The 15,791-nt window shown below is 57.6% G+C and carries 18 protein-coding genes; 8 read left to right on the top strand and 10 right to left on the bottom strand.

Features of this window, described 5'->3' with window-relative positions:
- The first annotated feature begins 105 nt into the window (after positions 1-105).
- Together WKI41_RS07565 and WKI41_RS07560 are read left to right on the top strand one after the other, a co-directional pair.
- Positions 106-519: an SRPBCC family protein gene (locus WKI41_RS07565; RefSeq protein ID WP_340192872.1), complete on the top strand. Its 414-nt coding sequence runs from the start codon at positions 106-108 to the stop codon at positions 517-519.
- Complete coding sequence (locus WKI41_RS07560; protein ID WP_340192871.1) at positions 516-866, top strand: VOC family protein; 351 nt, start codon at positions 516-518, stop codon at positions 864-866. Before WKI41_RS07565 ends, WKI41_RS07560 begins: the two co-directional genes overlap by 4 nt.
- Before the next feature lie 44 nt (positions 867-910).
- Here WKI41_RS07560 and ccoP read toward each other — a convergent pair whose 3' ends face one another.
- From ccoP to cobU, 6 genes are all read right to left on the bottom strand, one after another.
- Positions 911-1,774, bottom strand: coding sequence for a cytochrome-c oxidase, cbb3-type subunit III (gene ccoP, locus WKI41_RS07555; protein WP_340192870.1), 864 nt, complete (start codon positions 1,772-1,774; stop codon positions 911-913).
- 4 nt (positions 1,775-1,778) lie between these two features.
- Positions 1,779-1,931: a cbb3-type cytochrome c oxidase subunit 3 gene (locus tag WKI41_RS07550; protein WP_340192869.1), complete on the bottom strand. Its 153-nt coding sequence runs from the start codon at positions 1,929-1,931 to the stop codon at positions 1,779-1,781.
- A 12-nt stretch (positions 1,932-1,943) separates the two neighbouring features.
- On the bottom strand, positions 1,944-2,675 hold the full coding sequence (gene ccoO / locus WKI41_RS07545; protein ID WP_340192868.1) for a cytochrome-c oxidase, cbb3-type subunit II: 732 nt from the start codon (positions 2,673-2,675) through the stop codon (positions 1,944-1,946).
- Between the two features lie 11 nt (positions 2,676-2,686).
- Entirely contained in the window at positions 2,687-4,309 is a 1,623-nt protein-coding gene (gene ccoN, locus WKI41_RS07540) for a cytochrome-c oxidase, cbb3-type subunit I (protein ID WP_340192867.1), read from the bottom strand.
- Between the two features lie 166 nt (positions 4,310-4,475).
- The gene (locus WKI41_RS07535; RefSeq protein ID WP_340192864.1) at positions 4,476-5,165 is read right to left on the bottom strand and encodes a hypothetical protein; all 690 of its coding nucleotides are present in this window, start codon (positions 5,163-5,165) and stop codon (positions 4,476-4,478) included.
- Positions 5,166-5,329: 164 nt separating this feature from the next.
- On the bottom strand, positions 5,330-5,854 hold the full coding sequence (gene cobU / locus WKI41_RS07530; protein ID WP_340192863.1) for a bifunctional adenosylcobinamide kinase/adenosylcobinamide-phosphate guanylyltransferase: 525 nt from the start codon (positions 5,852-5,854) through the stop codon (positions 5,330-5,332).
- Between the two features lie 543 nt (positions 5,855-6,397).
- On the opposite strand from cobU, the gene WKI41_RS07525 reads away from it, so the two are divergent.
- Positions 6,398-7,084: a DUF599 domain-containing protein gene (locus WKI41_RS07525; protein WP_340192862.1), complete on the top strand. Its 687-nt coding sequence runs from the start codon at positions 6,398-6,400 to the stop codon at positions 7,082-7,084.
- Positions 7,085-7,163: 79 nt separating this feature from the next.
- Positions 7,164-8,123 (top strand): heparan-alpha-glucosaminide N-acetyltransferase, encoded by a 960-nt coding sequence (locus WKI41_RS07520; protein ID WP_340192861.1) that lies wholly within the window; start codon positions 7,164-7,166, stop codon positions 8,121-8,123.
- A gap of 325 nt (positions 8,124-8,448) precedes the next feature.
- Here the strand turns inward: WKI41_RS07520 and WKI41_RS07515 are convergent, their stop codons facing one another.
- The gene (locus WKI41_RS07515; RefSeq protein ID WP_340192860.1) at positions 8,449-8,835 is read right to left on the bottom strand and encodes a MerR family transcriptional regulator; all 387 of its coding nucleotides are present in this window, start codon (positions 8,833-8,835) and stop codon (positions 8,449-8,451) included.
- A gap of 66 nt (positions 8,836-8,901) precedes the next feature.
- Positions 8,902-10,272, bottom strand: coding sequence for a magnesium transporter (gene mgtE / locus WKI41_RS07510; RefSeq protein ID WP_340192982.1), 1,371 nt, complete (start codon positions 10,270-10,272; stop codon positions 8,902-8,904).
- Positions 10,273-10,660: 388 nt separating this feature from the next.
- Between mgtE and WKI41_RS07505 the strand changes: the two genes are divergently transcribed.
- From WKI41_RS07505 to WKI41_RS07495, 3 genes are read left to right on the top strand one after another with little or no spacing between them, the layout of a single operon-like run.
- Positions 10,661-12,973 (top strand): FdhF/YdeP family oxidoreductase, encoded by a 2,313-nt coding sequence (locus WKI41_RS07505; RefSeq protein WP_340192981.1) that lies wholly within the window; start codon positions 10,661-10,663, stop codon positions 12,971-12,973.
- Positions 12,966-13,304: a hypothetical protein gene (locus tag WKI41_RS07500; protein WP_340192859.1), complete on the top strand. Its 339-nt coding sequence runs from the start codon at positions 12,966-12,968 to the stop codon at positions 13,302-13,304. The genes WKI41_RS07505 and WKI41_RS07500 overlap by 8 nt, the downstream gene beginning before the upstream one ends.
- Positions 13,301-13,792, top strand: a complete 492-nt coding sequence (locus WKI41_RS07495) for a peptide deformylase (RefSeq protein ID WP_340192858.1) — start codon at positions 13,301-13,303, stop codon at positions 13,790-13,792. Before WKI41_RS07500 ends, WKI41_RS07495 begins: the two co-directional genes overlap by 4 nt.
- Positions 13,793-13,804: 12 nt before the next feature.
- Here WKI41_RS07495 and WKI41_RS07490 read toward each other — a convergent pair whose 3' ends face one another.
- On the bottom strand, positions 13,805-14,227 hold the full coding sequence (locus WKI41_RS07490; protein ID WP_340192857.1) for an OsmC family protein: 423 nt from the start codon (positions 14,225-14,227) through the stop codon (positions 13,805-13,807).
- 125 nt (positions 14,228-14,352) lie between these two features.
- Between WKI41_RS07490 and WKI41_RS07485 the strand changes: the two genes are divergently transcribed.
- Positions 14,353-14,520: a Thivi_2564 family membrane protein gene (locus tag WKI41_RS07485; protein ID WP_003502827.1), complete on the top strand. Its 168-nt coding sequence runs from the start codon at positions 14,353-14,355 to the stop codon at positions 14,518-14,520.
- A gap of 182 nt (positions 14,521-14,702) precedes the next feature.
- Here the strand turns inward: WKI41_RS07485 and WKI41_RS07480 are convergent, their stop codons facing one another.
- Positions 14,703-15,776, bottom strand: a complete 1,074-nt coding sequence (locus WKI41_RS07480) for a BMP family ABC transporter substrate-binding protein (protein ID WP_340192856.1) — start codon at positions 15,774-15,776, stop codon at positions 14,703-14,705.
- Positions 15,777-15,791: the final 15 nt, after the last annotated feature.

The following is a 15,791-nucleotide window of genomic DNA, read 5'->3' as shown; positions in this document are numbered from 1 at the left end:
AGGTCCGTTTCTGTCCTTGCTTTTTGACATCTTGGGGGTCCATCATCCTTGACTTAGGTCAAGTAGGGACAAAGTGGCACAGGCGCTGCGAAGTGGAGAGGCATGATGGCAACGATGATTTCACGGATCGTGCACATTGCAATCGACCGGCCATGGCGGGAGGTCTACGCCTTTGCATCAGATCCTGAAAAGATGCCGCTGTGGGCCGCGGGTCTGGCAAGTGGCCTCAGACAGGATGGTGAAGCCTGGATCGCTTCCGGGCCTCTGGGAGAAGCCCGTGTGCGCTTTTCCGAGCCAAACGATTTCGGTGTCATCGACCATGTGGTCACGCTTCCAGATGGCATTGATGTCTATAACGCGCTACGGGTGACACCGAATGGTGACGGGGCGGAAGTAGCGTTTACCGTCCTGAGACTGCCGGGCATGAGCGAGGCGGATCATGAGCGTGATGCAGTTGCCGTCATGGCCGATCTGAAAATGTTGAAACACCTTCTTGAAGAGAGCGAAGGAACCATATGAGCAGCCGCAACAACAGGCTCGACTACGTCGAGTTCAACGTCATTGACATCGAGGTCTCGAAGGCCTTTTACGGCAAAGCATTTGGATGGACCTTCAAAGATTATGGTCCTGCCTATTGCGAGTTTTCCGATGGCCGTCTCACAGGCGGCTTCACCACCACGGCGCCGGTGAACGCTAAAGGCGGTGCGCTCATCATCCTTTTTGTCAATGATATCGAGGCTGCAAGAACACGCGTTGAGAATGCCGGCGGAAAAATTACGGTGCCTATATTCTCTTTTCCCGGCGGACGCAGGTTCCATTTCGAAGACAAAGACGGGTACGAACTTGCGGTTTGGTCCGACCAATAGAGAGGGAGGGGCTACACTTCGCGACCCCTCCATTTTGACCTCATCTATTCTCCACCACCTAGCGAATGAACGAAAAGCGCCAGTTGCTTGACGGTCGTATCGCCTAGGCGCTCGCCCCAAGCTGGCATGACACCATGCTTGGGTGCGCGGATCTGGGCGACGATCCCCTCCTCGCCATGTGCTTTCAGCCAAATTGCGTCAGCAAGGTTTGGGGCGCCCATATCGCGATTACCCCTGGCGTCTTCGCCATGGCAGGAAGCGCAATTATCGGCAAAGATTTGCTTGCCGGCGTCCACGAGCGCTGGATCATACGGCGTACCGGTGAGGCTCACCACATAAGCCGCCACGGCACGGATTTCGTCGCTCTTAAGCACATCAACAAAGACCGGCATTTCCGAGACCCGCGTTTCCGGATCTTCGTTGAAGCGGATACCATGGGTGATGGTGGTGTAGATATCTTCTGCCTTGCCACCCCACAACCAGTCGTCGTCGTTGAGATTAGGGTAGCCGCTACCGCCTTCCGCACCTGAGCCGTGGCATTGGACGCAATTGACCTTGAAGGCTGCAGCACCGCCGGCGACAGCGAATTGCATGAGCTCATTGTCGGCCTGGATATCCTCCAGCGACGAGGATGCGATCTTCTCCAGATAGGTATTCTGGGCTGCCTTGGCATCGGCGATCTCGGTCGCGACATTGGCGCGGCTGCTCCAGCCGAGAACGCCGTGCGTTGCACCGCTGATCAAGGGCCAGGCGGGAAAGGCGATGGTGTAGCCGATGGCCCAGACGATGGTGGCGTAGAAGGTCCAAACCCACCAGCGGGGCATGGGGTTGTTCAGCTCGCGAATACCATCCCATTCGTGGCCGGTGGTTTCGACGCCGCTGATCTGGTCTATGTGTTTGTCCGACATGGTATCAATCCTCCTTGAGAGGAATATTAGCGGCGTCATTGGCGGCCTTTCCGCCACCGGGACGCAGGGTGAAGAGGACGACGCAGAGGAAGAAGAGCGTCATGACGAGCAGGCCCCAGCTATCGGCGAAGTGGCGCATGGCGGTGTAGGTTTCCATCTGATCCTTCTCCTATCGATAGCCAGCGGCATCGTCATAGGTCGAGAAATCGACGAGCGTGCCGAGCATCTGCAGATAGGCAACCAGCGCGTCCATTTCGGTCAGCTTCGTCGGGTCGCCATCGAAGTCGCCGATCTTTGCCTTGGGGTAACGCGCCTCCAGTCCGGTCGTGTCGGCATTGGGATCGGCCTGCGCCTTTATGTCGGCTTCTGCGCTCTGCAGCATTTCCTCGCTATAGGGCACGCCAACCGCGCGGTTGGCCTTCAACTCCATTGCGACATTTGTAACCTGCAGCGGCGTCGTCTTCAGGAAGGCGTAGCTCGGCATGACCGATTCCGGGACGACGGAGCGCGGATCGCTCAGGTGCTGGACATGCCATTCGTTGGAATAGCGATCTCCAACGCGCGCCAGATCGGGGCCCGTTCTCTTCGAACCCCACTGGAACGGATGGTCGTACATGCTCTCCGCCGCCAGGCTATAATGACCGTAACGCTCCACCTCGTCGCGGAAGGGACGGATCATCTGGCTATGGCAGACATAGCAGCCCTCGCGGATGTAGATGTTGCGACCCGCAAGCTCCAGCGGCGAGTATGGCCGCATGCCCTCCACCTTTTCGATGGTGTTTTCCAGATAGAAAAGCGGCGCGATTTCCACGATGCCGCCAATCGAGACGACAGCCAGCGATCCGACGAGAAGCAAGGTGGCGTTTCGCTCGATGACGCCGTGTTTGTCCAGGATAGACATGATCGGTCTCCTTACTCGGCCGGTTGCAGCTTGGGCGCTGCAGACTTGCCGGTGTTCTCTTCACGCATATGGCCGAGAATGGTTCTGGTGATGTTGTAGGCCATGACGATTGCGCCGCTGAGGAACAGCAGGCCACCCGTTGCGCGCAACAGGTAGTATGGGAACATGGCGGCGACGGTTTCGGCGAAGGAGTAGACCAGGAAGCCCTGCGCATCATACTCACGCCACATCAAGCCCTGCTGGATGCCGGCAACCCACATGGAGGCGGCGTAGACGACGATACCAAGCGTGGCGAGCCAGAAGTGCCAGTTGACCAGCGCAAGGCTGTAGAGCCGTTCGCGATGCCACAGTTTCGGCACGAGGAAATAGACCGCACCGAAAGTGATCATGCCGTTCCATCCAAGTGCGCCTGAATGGACGTGGCCGATCGTCCAGTCGGTATAGTGACTGAGAGAATTCACGGCCTTGATCGACATCATCGGGCCTTCGAAGGTCGCCATGCCGTAGAAGGCAACCGCCATGATCATCATGCGCAGGATCGGGTCGGTGCGCAGCTTGTCCCATGCGCCCGATAGCGTCATCAGGCCGTTGATCATGCCACCCCATGAGGGCATCCAGAGCATGATGGAAAACACCATGCCAAGCGTCTGCGCCCAGTCGGGAAGTGCTGTGTAATGCAGGTGGTGCGGGCCGGCCCAGATATACATGAAGATCAGCGCCCAGAAGTGGATGATCGACAGGCGGTAAGAGTAGACCGGGCGGTTCACCTGCTTCGGAATGAAGTAGTACATCATCCCTAAGAAGCCAGCAGTCAGGAAGAAGCCTACGGCATTGTGGCCATACCACCACTGCGTCAACGCATCCTGCACGCCGGAGAAGGCCGAATAGCTCTTCACGCCGAGGAACGACACCGGCACTGCCAGATTGTTGACGATGTGGAGCATCGCGATGGTGACGATGAAGGCCAGATAGAACCAGTTCGCCACATAGATATGTGGCTCCTTGCGCACGAAAATGGTGCCGAGGAAGGTGACAAGATAGGCGACCCATACGATGGTCAGCCAGATATCCACATACCATTCAGGCTCGGCATACTCCCTGCCCTGCGTGATGCCGAGCAGATAGCCAGTGGCGGCCATGACGATGAAGAGATTGTAGCCCCAGAAGACAAACCAGCCGAGATCTCCACCGAACAGGCGTGCGCGACAGGTGCGCTGCACCACGTAAAAGGAGGTCGCGATCAGCGCATTACCACCGAAGGCAAAGATGACCGCGGAGGTGTGCAGCGGACGAACGCGGCCGAAATTGAACCATGGCTGGATGTTGAGGTCGGGATAGGCAAGCTGGAGCGCGACGATGACGCCGACAAGAAAACCGACGACGCCCCAGAAGACTGTGGCGACGACGCCATAGCGGATAACATCGTCGAAATATTCGGTTTTCTTGCGCGTCTGTACGACGGGATCAACCGGCGCGAAGGAGACGCGACGCAGCATCACCACAGAGCCGACAAGCAGCACGAAGAACAGCACCCACATATGGGCGGCAAAGAGATTGTCGTGAGCGAAGGCCGCTCCGAGCAACGCGAGGAAGGCCCCCACGGCCACCATCGCTATTCCTAAGGTAGAGTTCATTGTTGGCTTCCCCCAACGTCGCATCAGATATGACGCGGAGCGAAGGAACCGGAATCAAAGCGGCAGACATGCTTTCGCGTCGTTTGCAGCTTTGCCACCAGGACAAGAAAGCGACCTTGATCCAAATCAAGACCGCAGCCTTACCGGACGATGTGGGATGGGCGGCTCAATGAGCAATAGGTGGCGGCGGGAAGCTGAGGAGCGCGGATTTATAGTTCTCGATCACGAAGCTGATTGGCGTCCCGTCTGGCTTCGTCAGGACGGCCTCGTTGCTGATGATGGTTTCCGGAATATCCAGTAGCTCGCTTTGGGCGGTCGGGATTGCATCGCCTGTTTGCCAATGCTCCGGAAGAGATTGCCAGATGAGGTGAGAGGACACGGTATGACGCTGGAAATGCAGCGGTAGCACGACCCTGCCGAAGGGCGTGTCCGTGGTGTCCAGCGTCTGGTTCATGTCAGTCGTCAACCGCTCCGGCACATACCAATTATCCGCTTCCGATAGCACCAGATCGCCGCATTTTAGCAAGACGTGCCGGTAGCCGAGCGTATCTGAGGCGGAAACGTTCAATTTGCGGCGTACCTCATCCGCCGCGGTCTTTGTATCCTTGAGGCGGATCGCCGAGATTTTCGCAGGTTCGGCGAGCTTATGGTCGGCACACCAATGCTCGAGTGTCAGTGTCGCGCTGTCCTGGCTGAGCAGTTGGATACTAAGATCCTGCACGGTGGCCAGCGCCGCGAGACGACCCACAGGCGTGTCCGGCCACCTCGCTTGCGAGGCAAGGGCTTGCCCGGAGATGGAGATGGAGACGGAGATGGCTAGGCAGGAGAGAAGAGCTTTGAAGGCGGAGGATGACATGGGCTGCTGACTCCGGATCGACGTGAATGGCTAGAATCGGAACAGGCAGTCGGCTTCAGACGATGCAGACACAGCACATCACGATGCCTCTGTGGCAGATTTATGGGAGGCTTGGGATATCGAAACGTCGTACGAGTAAGACCAACGTGGCGCCTCAGGGTGGCCTACCCTTTCATCTTCAAAGGCAAACCGGCCGCGATGAAATATACTTCCGAAGCAGCAGTAGCGATCTTCTGATGCAGACGGCCAGCGTGATCCCGAAAGTCTCGCGCCATGCGATTCTCGGGTACGATGCCAAGTCCTACCTCGTTCGAAACCAGAACGATCTTCGCTTTGGCTTTTACCACATGCTCAACGAGCGGCAGAAAAGCTGCTTCAACGTCCCGCGCCTCTTCCATCATCAGATTCGTGACCCAGAGGGTCAGGCAATCAACGAGGATGGTGTTAGATACGTCATCGAGACGTTGTAGCGTCTCCACCAGATGCAACGGTTCCTCATGGGTGATCCATTGATCCCCGCGCTGGAGCCGGTGGCTGGCGATACGAGACTCCATTTCCTCATCCCAGGCGCGGCCCGTTGCCACGTAGTGAGCAACACCCTCGGACGACAGCACCAGCCGTTCAGCAAAAGCGGACTTGCCCGAGCGCGCGCCGCCCAGAACCAGCACGGCACGAGATGTCTCGCTCATTCAGAGCCTGCAGGGATAGGAAGAGTTAAGAGCGATCCGGCCGCCAATTCGGACTGTGCCGAAAGCCTTGAGGCGCCAGACATGAAAAGAGAACGATTCGTAGATATGGAGGCGTTCTCCCGGTCGATCATGCTGGATCGTCGCAGTAACCGTCACAAAAGCCGGATGCCCGACCGCACTGCGCGGTCAAGTCGACATCGGCTTCCATGTGGAAAGCGTCGGATCGCTAAGATGAAGGTAGGATGCGATGTGGCTCTTGTCAAATTTTGCGAGAGAAACGCCACCCAAAAATGTGCTCTCCGGCGCGGGAATTGACGGAAAACAGAGGACGGGCCCCGGTACTCAATACCCGCTCCGGAGCCCCGCCGATCTGTCTAACGGTATAAGCTTACCGGATGGTTAGCGCGCACTAAAATGGTTCGGATTTTTACGCCGGCATGTCTCGATTGCCTTGCAATGATTTCTTGGTATGACAACCTTCGAAAACATTCCAGGTAGTTATCTGGTCGAAGAGATGGTTGGCGGGTTACGGGCGGGATCGACATGACGACAATGGACTACATCGCGCTCGTCATCTTCCTGGTGCTCTGGGTATCCTACGCCTACATCACCACCGCACGATCGCCCTTCGGCAGAACCAGCCTCAACCAGGCAATGGCCGAACGCCGCAGAAGATGGATCTATAATTCCCTGACGCGTGACCTGAAGATGATCGATACGCAGATCATGTCAGGCCTACAGAATGGCACGGCGTTTTTCGCCTCGACTTCGATCTTCGCGATCGGCGGCTGCTTTGCGCTTCTCGGCGCCACTGACAGGGTCGAATCGGTTTTTCGAGATATGCCCTTTGTCTATTACGGCGGGCGAACCGCTTTCGAGTTAAAGGTTATCGGCCTCACCTGTCTTTTTGGCTATGCCTTCTTCAAGTTCGGCTGGTCGTATCGCCTCTTCAACTACTGCACCATTCTCTTTGGTGGAATGCCGATGATGCATGAAGCAACCGCAGATAAGAAAGCGGCGCAAAGTGCGGCTGAGAATGTTATTCGCATGAACGTCATCGCGGCGAAGAATTTCAATGACGGGCTTCGAACCTTCTTTCTATCGATCGGCTATCTCGGCTGGTTCATCAACGCCTATGTCTTCATCGTCATGACGGTCATCATCATCGTCGCGCTGTTGAGACGTCAGTTCTACTCGGAAGCGCGTCTTGCCATCATGGACGATCTTTAATCGCCTGTCATGAAATCGCCCCACTTTGCGGGCGCAAGCGCAGGCAAAGCCACCTCACCGTTGCGAAGGAAATCACAGAATGAATGAGGCGACCGCAACGGTTACCAAGTCCGGCCGTATCGGCTTTCTCGACACATGGCGCGGCATCGCGCTGATTGCCATGGCAAGCTACCATTTCACCTGGGATCTTGCCATGTTCGGCTACATCCCGCCGGAAACGCCCACCGAGGGACTGTGGCGTCTTTATGCGCGCGCCATCGCCAGCTCATTTCTGTTCCTTGCAGGATTCAGTCTGTTTCTCGCGCATCGCAGGGGAATAAACTGGCCGGCCTTTGGCAAGCGGTTTGCGATGGTCGCAGGCGCTGCGCTACTGATCTCGGTCGCGACGTTCTTCGCGGTGCCAGACGGCTGGATCTTCTTCGGCATTCTGCACAATATCGCGGTGGCAAGCCTGATCGGCCTGATCTTCCTGCGATTGCCTGCGGTGGTCACATTGGCCGCGGCTCTGCTGGCCTTGTTGGCTCCGATCTATTTCTCGTCGGATGCCTTCAACACGATCTGGCTTTCCTGGATCGGGTTCGCGACCGCGCCACCGCGCTCCAACGACTACGTACCTGTCCTACCATTTCTGGCGCCATTCCTTGCTGGTCTAGGTGTTGCGCAAATCGCTGTCCCACTGGGATGGCTGGATCGCTTCCGTAAGCCCAGCGGCAGACGCAACCTGCTCGCCTTCTTCGGTCGTCACAGCCTCTCCTTTTACCTCATCCACCAACCGGTGCTGATCGGGCTCGTCTATCTGGCGTCGATCACCTTCCCGCCACCGCCTGTCGATCAGGTCGAGGCTTACAAGAAAAGCTGCGAAGCGAGCTGCATGCAGACCCAAAACAATCTTGATCTCTGCCAAAGCTTTTGTGGCTGCACCTTGGAGAAGCTGCACACAGAAAATGTCTTCGACGCGATGATGGCGAACACCGCCACCACCGATCAGCAGAGCAAGATCAGGGACGTCGCGACGCAGTGCTCCGCAGAGGTCCAATAGCGTGCAAGTGTGCGAAGCGGTCGGATTATGCGGAGATGGTATTGAGATGGTCGGGTTGGTCGCTGTGACGCTCTGACGTTGCCTGGGAAAGAGCATCAGCACGCACGTCCTAGATAACCGACGAGGTCCGCTACCCGTATTTTGCTAGAAGTGCACCGTACATCGCCGAGCAGCCCGCCTTGGGTAGAAGTCTGGTAAAGCAGATCTTCTTGGAGACAGGTGTGGTATGCTCAGAGCCGATCAATCAGGCAGACGACCCACTCGGCGTCTCGATCGCGATTGGCATAATCGGAAATGTCTTCATCATCTGGTACAGACCAGGATGTTACGTACCGACACCGATCTCGGCGAGGCGCGTCAGGCACGCTTCCTCGACATTGTCGAGTTCCGCTAAGGTCTCTTCAATGTCACGGCGCTTTTGGCGAAGGTCGGCGCGCTTCTCGTCGACCTTTTTCATGAGCAGCTCGAGCTGGCCAGATTCACCGGGCGGCTCTTTGTAGACCTGGATGATTTCTCGGATTTCAGCAATGGTGAAGCCAATGCGCCGGCCACGGAGGATTTCCTGGATGAGTCGGCGATCAGCGGTGCGGAACAAGCGGGTACGGCCACGGCGCTCCGGGTGGATCAGCCCCTCGTCCTCGTAGAAACGAAGAGTGCGGGTGGATACACCGAATTCGCGCGTGAGTTCCGTGATGCTATAATACTTGTTCAAGGCTGTGTCCGATTCTGGCTTGCGGACATTATGTTTGACCTTCACGTAAAAGTCAATTTTCGATGCTCATCCCGATATGCCGAACCACCAGGTTGCCAGGCCGAGGAAAGAGAAGAAGCCGACAATATCGGTCACTGCAGTGACGAAGACGGCCGAGGAAACGGCTGGATCAGCGCCAAACTTGTCGAGAAACAACGGAATGAGAATACCGGCCAGAGCTGCAGCAAGCATGTTGATCAGCATGGCTGTCGCGATGATGCCGCCAATGTTTACATCGTGAAACCAAATGCCGGCGATGATGCCGATGGCGCAGCCGAAGAGAGCGCCGTTCAATAGGCCCACACCCGCTTCACGGCGGATAATGCGCGCTGCATTGTGGATATCGAGGTTTTTGGTTGCGAGAGCACGAACCGAAACTGTCATGGTTTGCGAGCCCGCATTTCCGCCCATGCCAGCCACGATCGGCATCAGGATGGCGAGCGCCACAACCTGCTGGATCGTGGCGTCAAAGAGTTCGATCACCGAGGCTGCCAGAAACGCCGTCATCAGATTGATGCCGAGCCACGGCACACGCGATTTGGACGTGCTGGCGATACTGTCGGACAGTTCTTCATCGCCGACGCCGCCAAGACGAAGCAAATCTTCCTCCGCCTCTTCCTGGATCACGTCAACCACATCATCGATAGTGAGCACGCCGACGAGGCGGCCGTTGCTGTCCACGACGGCCGCAGAAAGAAGGTCGTACTGCTCGAAAAGCTGGGCTGCCTCTTCTTGGTCCATCTCTGCAGGAATGGGATGGTTCGTTTCGTGCATGATCGTTTCGATCTTCACCTGCCGCTTGGAGCGCAGCAGCCGATCAAGATCGAGCGCGCCGACGAGTTTGAAGGTCGGATCGATAACGAAGATCTGCGAGAAGGATTCGGGCAACTCCTCCTCTTCTCGCAGGTAGTCGATCGTCTGGCCAACCGTCCAGAAAGGCGGCACGGCGACGAACTCCGTCTGCATACGGCGACCGGCGGAGCTTTCGGGATAGTCCAGTGCCCGCATCAGCCTGACACGTTCAGTGAACGGCATTTGCGAGAGGATGTCTTCGCGGTCTTCGCGATCGAGGTCTTCGAGAATGTAGACGGCGTCGTCCGAATCGAGCTCACCAATGCCGGCGGCAATCTGCTCGTTGGGCATCTGCTCGACAATATCGAGGCGGATTGCTTCATCCACCTCGGTCAGCGCGGTCATGTCGAAATCGGTGCCGAGCAGGCGCACCAGCGCGTGGCGCTGATCCGGCTGGATCGATTCCAGCAGGTCCCCCAGTTCGGATTCATGCAGACGGGCAACATTCTCGCGCAGGAACAGCACATCGCGATCGGCGATCGCAGCACCGACAATGGCGAGGAAATCGGACCGGATCGAGCCGTCCTCGGCATAGATGTCGGCCATGACTTCCGGACGCTTGGCCTCTTCCGTTGCGGGATGATCGTGGTCGGCTTGTGTCAACGTGCGCCCCCTTCTCCGGTCATTGGCCTGCTTCGCGAACGGGCTGGAGATTGTCGTTTAGAACAACAATGTCAACAACCCGTTAGGCAGGAACTGGTTTCATCTTCTTCCTCCCCACCATCGGAAGCCGATGACGAGAGCGCTCATGTCGTCCAGAAGCAAAGAGGATGTCGCCATTGAGAAAACGAAACGCGCATCCGCGCCACCGAAAGAATTGATATATGCTAGTTAAGCGCCTATCTGAACGGCGACGCTGCCACGGGCGCGAATAGATCGGCAGGGCTTTTTTTGGGGCGCCGGTCGAGACATATCTTCAAGGAGAGACATGACTATGGGCAAGATGGATTTCATCGGCAAGCCCTCATCCGCGGCTGGCGGCTGGGGCGCGCTAAAGAGCGTGGGCAAACGCTTGTTGGAATCCGGCGCTCCTTTCTCGAATGCGAAGGTGCTGCTCAAAACCAATCAGCCCGATGGCTTCGATTGCCCCGGCTGCGCCTGGGGCGACCCGGAGCACGGCTCATCCTTCGAGTTCTGCGAAAACGGTGTGAAGGCCGTTTCGTGGGAAGCGACTGAGGCCCGCGTTCCGCCGGAGTTTTTTGCCGAGCATAGCGTCTGCGCGCTCAGCGGTTGGTCGGATTACGAGTTGGAAAAACAGGGGCGCCTGACAAACCCGTTGCGCTACGATCGCGCGTCAGACCGCTACATGCCCGTTTCCTGGGACGATGCCTTTCGCGAGATCGGCAGCATTTTGCGCAGCCTCGACAGCCCGGATCGCGCAGAGTTCTACACCTCCGGTCGCGCCTCCAATGAAGCTGCGTTCGTCTATCAGTTGATGGTTCGCCTCTATGGCACCAACAACTTCCCCGACTGCTCCAACATGTGCCATGAGGCGAGCGGCGTGGGCCTCAAAGCCTCGATCGGGGTCGGTAAGGGCACCGTTCTTCTGGAAGACTTCGAGAAGACCGAAGCGATCTTCGTCATTGGACAGAATCCCGGCACCAACCATCCCCGTATGTTGGGCGATCTGAGGCGAGCGGCTCTGCGCGGTGCGCGTATCGCCGTCTTCAATCCCATCCGGGAAAAGGGCTTGCAGCGCTTCAGCGATCCGCAGGACAAAATCGAGATGATCACCGGCGGCAACACCAAGATTGCCACCAATTACTATCAGCCCCGCCAGGGTGGCGACATGGCCGCCATTCGCGGCATCAGCAAAGTGGTGTTCGCGGCAGATGAAGCAGCGCGTGCGGCGGGCAAGCGGGCGGTCATCGATTATGATTTCATTGCCGACCATGCCACAGAGTTTGAGGCCTACCGGGCTGCAGTGAACGAAACGAGTTGGGAGACGATTCTCGACCAGTCAGGTTTGACGCGCGAAGAGATCGAAGAGGCTGCCTCCATCTACATGAGTGCCAGATCGGTCATCGCCACGTGGGCTATGGGGGTCACGCAGCACAAGCATTCGGTCATGATCGTTCGCGAGATCACCAATCTCATGCTGCTGCGCGGCAATGTCGGACGGCCCGGCGCAGGTCTCTGCCCCGTTCGCGGACACTCCAACGTGCAGGGCGATCGCACCGTCGGCATCGACGAGAAGGCGCCACCTGCCCTCCTCGATGCGCTTGAGCAAGAACTCGGCGTCAGCATGCCGCGCAATCGCGGTCACAACACAGTCGAAGCGATCAGCGCCATGCTGGACGGCAAGGCACAAGCCTTCATCGCGCTTGGCGGCAATTTCCTGCGCGCCACACCCGACAGCCCGCTGATCATCGAAGCATTCAAAAAGCAGAAGCTGACCGTCAACATCGCCACCAAGCTCAACCATTCACATCTGGTGCCAGGAGAAACCTCCTTCATCCTGCCTTGCCTTGGCCGCACCGAGATCGACCGCAATTCCGCAGGTCTGCCGCAAATCGTGACGGTGGAGGATTCCATGAGCATGGTTCACGGTTCGGGTGGCATCAATGAACCTGCATCCCCGGAACTGCGCTCCGAGATCGCTATCGTCGCCGGTATCGCCGAAGCGACGCTTGGAAATGAGCGCGTCAACTGGAAGGCGCTTGCGGACAATTACGATCTGATCCGGGATATGATCGAACGTGTGATTCCAGGTTTCCGGCAATTCAACGAGCGCGTGCGCGTGCCGCGCGGCTTCCATCTGCGCAATGCGGCTGCCGAGCGGGACTGGGACACGCCGGAGAAGAAGGCCGTCTTTTTTACTGGCCCTTTGCCGGAGATGACCGAGCATCAACAGGCGCTTTCGAAAGACGGTGTCTTCGTGCTGCAGACCTTCCGCAGCCACGACCAGTACAACACGACCATATATGGACTGGATGACCGCTACCGCGGCGTCTACGGCGAACGTCAGGTGATCTTCATGAACCCGAAGGACATGGAGACGCTGGGCGCCCACGCCAAGCAGCGCGTGGATGTGATCGGCGAGTATGGCGATGGCGTCGAACGGATTGCCCAGAACTTTCGTCTGGTGCCGTACAACATCCCGAAGGGCAGCATTGGCGGTTATTACCCCGAGCTCAACGTTCTTGTTCCGCTGCATAGCTATGGCGAAGGCAGCTTTACGCCCACCTCCAAATCGGTGCTGGTGTCGGTGCGACTGCGGCATGAAAACGAGATGGCAAATGGATGAGGACGCCGCCGCAACACGCTTCATGGCCGTGGTGGACCACATGCTGAGGAATGCGTCTGGTGGACTCCAACCGACAGGTGCCGCCATCATTGCCGCGATCCATATGGGCATTGGCAATGACAGTCGCAGCCTCTCCAACCAGCTTGGGGTGGCCCATGCTCTTGTGCTCAGAGAGATCAGCACGCTTTCCGGTACGCTGCTTCGCATCGTTCGACGCGACGCGAGAACGCAGCGGACATTTGTGGAGTTGACGGACGAAGCGCAAGCGCTTGCGGCGGCAACCTCCAAAGCCTTTATGAAAAGCTCACTTTCAAACTTCGAGACACCATGACGGTCCGCAACATCGTTCGATATCCAGACCCTGCCCTTGCTACGTCGTGCGCTATGGTGACGACGTTCGGCGCAGATCTTGCGGCACTCCAGCAGGACCTGGTCGACACCATGCGTGCCGCGCCTGGAGTTGGCATCACGGCGGCGCATATCGGCGTGTCTCAAAGGATCTTCGTCCTGGAGCTTCAGCCCGGCAAGATACTCACCTACGTCAATCCCAATATCGTTAGAAGCTCGACGGAGACGATGCGTCATGCGGAAGGCAGCGTCTCCATGCCGGGCCTGACTGAGGAACTGGAACGTCCCCGCGAGGTGACGGTGCGATTCCAGGATGTGACAGGCGCTGAGCAGGAGGAATCCGCTGTTGATTTCCACGCCACTTGCATCCAGCACGAGATTGATCAGCTCGACGGCATCTTCTGGATCAAACGCCTGTCGAAACTCAAACGCGACCGTCTGATCCGCAAATGGGAAAAGATGCAGCGCTGATGCCCTGATGCGTCAGGCAACAGACAGACGAAAATCTGCATTGCCGCGAAGGGTATTGCTGACGGTGCAAATTCTCTCGGCTTCATGAGCGATTGCCTGTTTCGTTGCCTCGTCGAAATCACCCGTGATCGTGAGCTCCATGTCGAAACGGAGAATGCGGGCTGGTTCACCCTGTGACTTTTCGCCCGTCACCTTTGCCGCGACCGCTTCGAACCCGCCAAGCAGACCCATGCGGCTTGCGGCGATGCGTGCGCTGAGGACCAGGCAGGCAGCGAGTGACGAGTACATCAAGTCGAGCGGATTGAAGCCAGGCTCGGACACGGCGGTGACTACCGAAAGATGTCCGCCGGTTGGCGTTTCGATCCGGGGATGGCCGTTACGTCCCAAAAGTGCAGTCGCGCCGACGTCCCGCTTTTTCACCCTGAGCTCGCTCATGCCTCCGCCAATCTCCATTTCCCGCAAATTCATTTTGCACAATGGAACCAAAATATAGATTGCGGCTTTTACTCACGCAACGGTGATCGGGCCGTTAAACGAAACGGAAATAGGAGCTGGGACATATGGTTACCTCGACGCTTGTCAGCATTCTGATCACCTTTCTGGTCATCGTACTGGTGCTGTGGCTTATTGCGCGCTTGCCGGTTGGCGGCGGTGCGAAGCAGATCGCTCAGGTCATCGTGATCATCATCGGTATTATCTCGCTGCTGAAGTATCTCGCAGTCTTCTGATAACGATTTTGTCCGATCCGCAGCATCCACATGCGCGGTAAAGACATGGAAAAGCCCGTCGCTCCATCGACGGGCTTTTACTTTTTCAGCATGAGGAGCAGCCGGTCGGAAACATCGGCATCGCCCAATAGAAAAGGGCGCGCGAGTGGATCGCACGCCCTTGCCGAAATCAACGATCAGACTTACTGCGGCAGCTTGTCGTCCACGCCTTCGACGTAGAAGTTGAGACCGAGCAGAACGCCGTCTTCAGCCTTCTCGCCCGCCTTCAGCCACTCGGTGCCGTCCTGCTTCTTCACAGGACCGGTGAAGGGGTGCAGTTCGCCGGACTTGATCTTGGCTTCGGTTTCCTCAGCCATCTTCTTCACATCGTCAGGCATGTTGGTGTATGGCGCCATCGTCAGGATGCCATCCTTCAGACCGTCCCAAACCGACTCCGACTTCCATGTGCCATCAAGAAGAGCCTGCGTGCGCTTGATGTAGTACGCGCCCCAGGTGTCGACGATCGCTGTCAGCTGTGTGTTTGGGCCAGCCTTGATCATGTCGGACGCCTGACCGAACGCCTTGATGCCGCGTTCTGCCGCAACCTGCATCGGTGCGGTGGTGTCGGTGTGCTGCGTCAGAATATCGACGCCCTGGTCGATTAGAGCCTTGGCCGCATCGGCTTCCTTGCCGGGGTCGAACCAGGTGTTGGCCCAGACGACCTTGACCTTGAAGTCAGGATTGACGGAGCGTGCACCGAGAACGAAGGCGTCGATACCCATCACGACTTCCGGGATCGGGAAGGACGCGATGTAGCCTGCGACGCCCTTTTGCGACATCTTGGCGGCGATCTGGCCCTGAATGTAACGGCCTTCATAGAAACGGGAGTTGTAGGTCGCGAGGTTCGCAGCGGTCTTGAAGCCGGTCGCATGCTCGAACTTCACCTTGGGGAATTTCTGAGCAACCTTGACGGTGGCATCCATGAAACCGAACGATGTGGTGAAGATGACCTCACAGCCGGAACGGGCCATACGCTCGATTGCGCGCTCGGCATCAGGGCCTTCAGGAACGCTTTCCAGGAACGGTGTTTCGATCTTGTCGCCGAAGTGCTTTTGCAGTTCCTGGCGGCCGATATCATGCGCCTGCGTCCAGCCGCCGTCGGTGCGCGTGCCGACATAGACGAAGCAGACCTTCTTGGCGTCAGCAGCCTGCGCGGCGGGAACCACGCCGACGATTGCCGCGGCGGATGCGGCCAATGCGATAATAAGTCTTTTCATTTTTACCCCTGCTTG

The organism is Agrobacterium larrymoorei (assembly GCF_037722385.1).
In the GTDB taxonomy this organism is placed as follows: Bacteria; Pseudomonadota; Alphaproteobacteria; order Rhizobiales; family Rhizobiaceae; genus Agrobacterium; species Agrobacterium larrymoorei_C.
Note: the sequence above shows the minus strand (reverse complement) of the source record. Positions and strands in the feature narration are given on the sequence as shown.

Bases quoted from the DNA above. Each gene is read 5' to 3' on its own strand.
- WKI41_RS07565 (WP_340192872.1), top strand. From the start codon at position 106: ATGGCAACGATGATTTCACGGATCGTGCACATTGCAATCGACCGGCCA.
- WKI41_RS07560 (WP_340192871.1), top strand. From the start codon at position 516: ATGAGCAGCCGCAACAACAGGCTCGACTACGTCGAGTTCAACGTCATT.
- ccoP (WP_340192870.1), bottom strand. From the start codon at position 1,774: ATGTCGGACAAACACATAGACCAGATCAGCGGCGTCGAAACCACCGGC.
- WKI41_RS07550 (WP_340192869.1), bottom strand. From the start codon at position 1,931: ATGGAAACCTACACCGCCATGCGCCACTTCGCCGATAGCTGGGGCCTG.
- ccoO (WP_340192868.1), bottom strand. From the start codon at position 2,675: ATGTCTATCCTGGACAAACACGGCGTCATCGAGCGAAACGCCACCTTG.
- ccoN (WP_340192867.1), bottom strand. From the start codon at position 4,309: ATGAACTCTACCTTAGGAATAGCGATGGTGGCCGTGGGGGCCTTCCTC.
- WKI41_RS07535 (WP_340192864.1), bottom strand. From the start codon at position 5,165: ATGTCATCCTCCGCCTTCAAAGCTCTTCTCTCCTGCCTAGCCATCTCC.
- cobU (WP_340192863.1), bottom strand. From the start codon at position 5,854: ATGAGCGAGACATCTCGTGCCGTGCTGGTTCTGGGCGGCGCGCGCTCG.
- WKI41_RS07525 (WP_340192862.1), top strand. From the start codon at position 6,398: ATGACGACAATGGACTACATCGCGCTCGTCATCTTCCTGGTGCTCTGG.
- WKI41_RS07520 (WP_340192861.1), top strand. From the start codon at position 7,164: ATGAATGAGGCGACCGCAACGGTTACCAAGTCCGGCCGTATCGGCTTT.
- mgtE (WP_340192982.1), bottom strand. From the start codon at position 10,272: ATGGCCGACATCTATGCCGAGGACGGCTCGATCCGGTCCGATTTCCTC.
- WKI41_RS07505 (WP_340192981.1), top strand. From the start codon at position 10,661: ATGGGCAAGATGGATTTCATCGGCAAGCCCTCATCCGCGGCTGGCGGC.
- WKI41_RS07500 (WP_340192859.1), top strand. From the start codon at position 12,966: ATGGATGAGGACGCCGCCGCAACACGCTTCATGGCCGTGGTGGACCAC.
- WKI41_RS07495 (WP_340192858.1), top strand. From the start codon at position 13,301: ATGACGGTCCGCAACATCGTTCGATATCCAGACCCTGCCCTTGCTACG.
- WKI41_RS07490 (WP_340192857.1), bottom strand. From the start codon at position 14,227: ATGAGCGAGCTCAGGGTGAAAAAGCGGGACGTCGGCGCGACTGCACTT.
- WKI41_RS07485 (WP_003502827.1), top strand. From the start codon at position 14,353: ATGGTTACCTCGACGCTTGTCAGCATTCTGATCACCTTTCTGGTCATC.
- WKI41_RS07480 (WP_340192856.1), bottom strand. From the start codon at position 15,776: ATGAAAAGACTTATTATCGCATTGGCCGCATCCGCCGCGGCAATCGTC.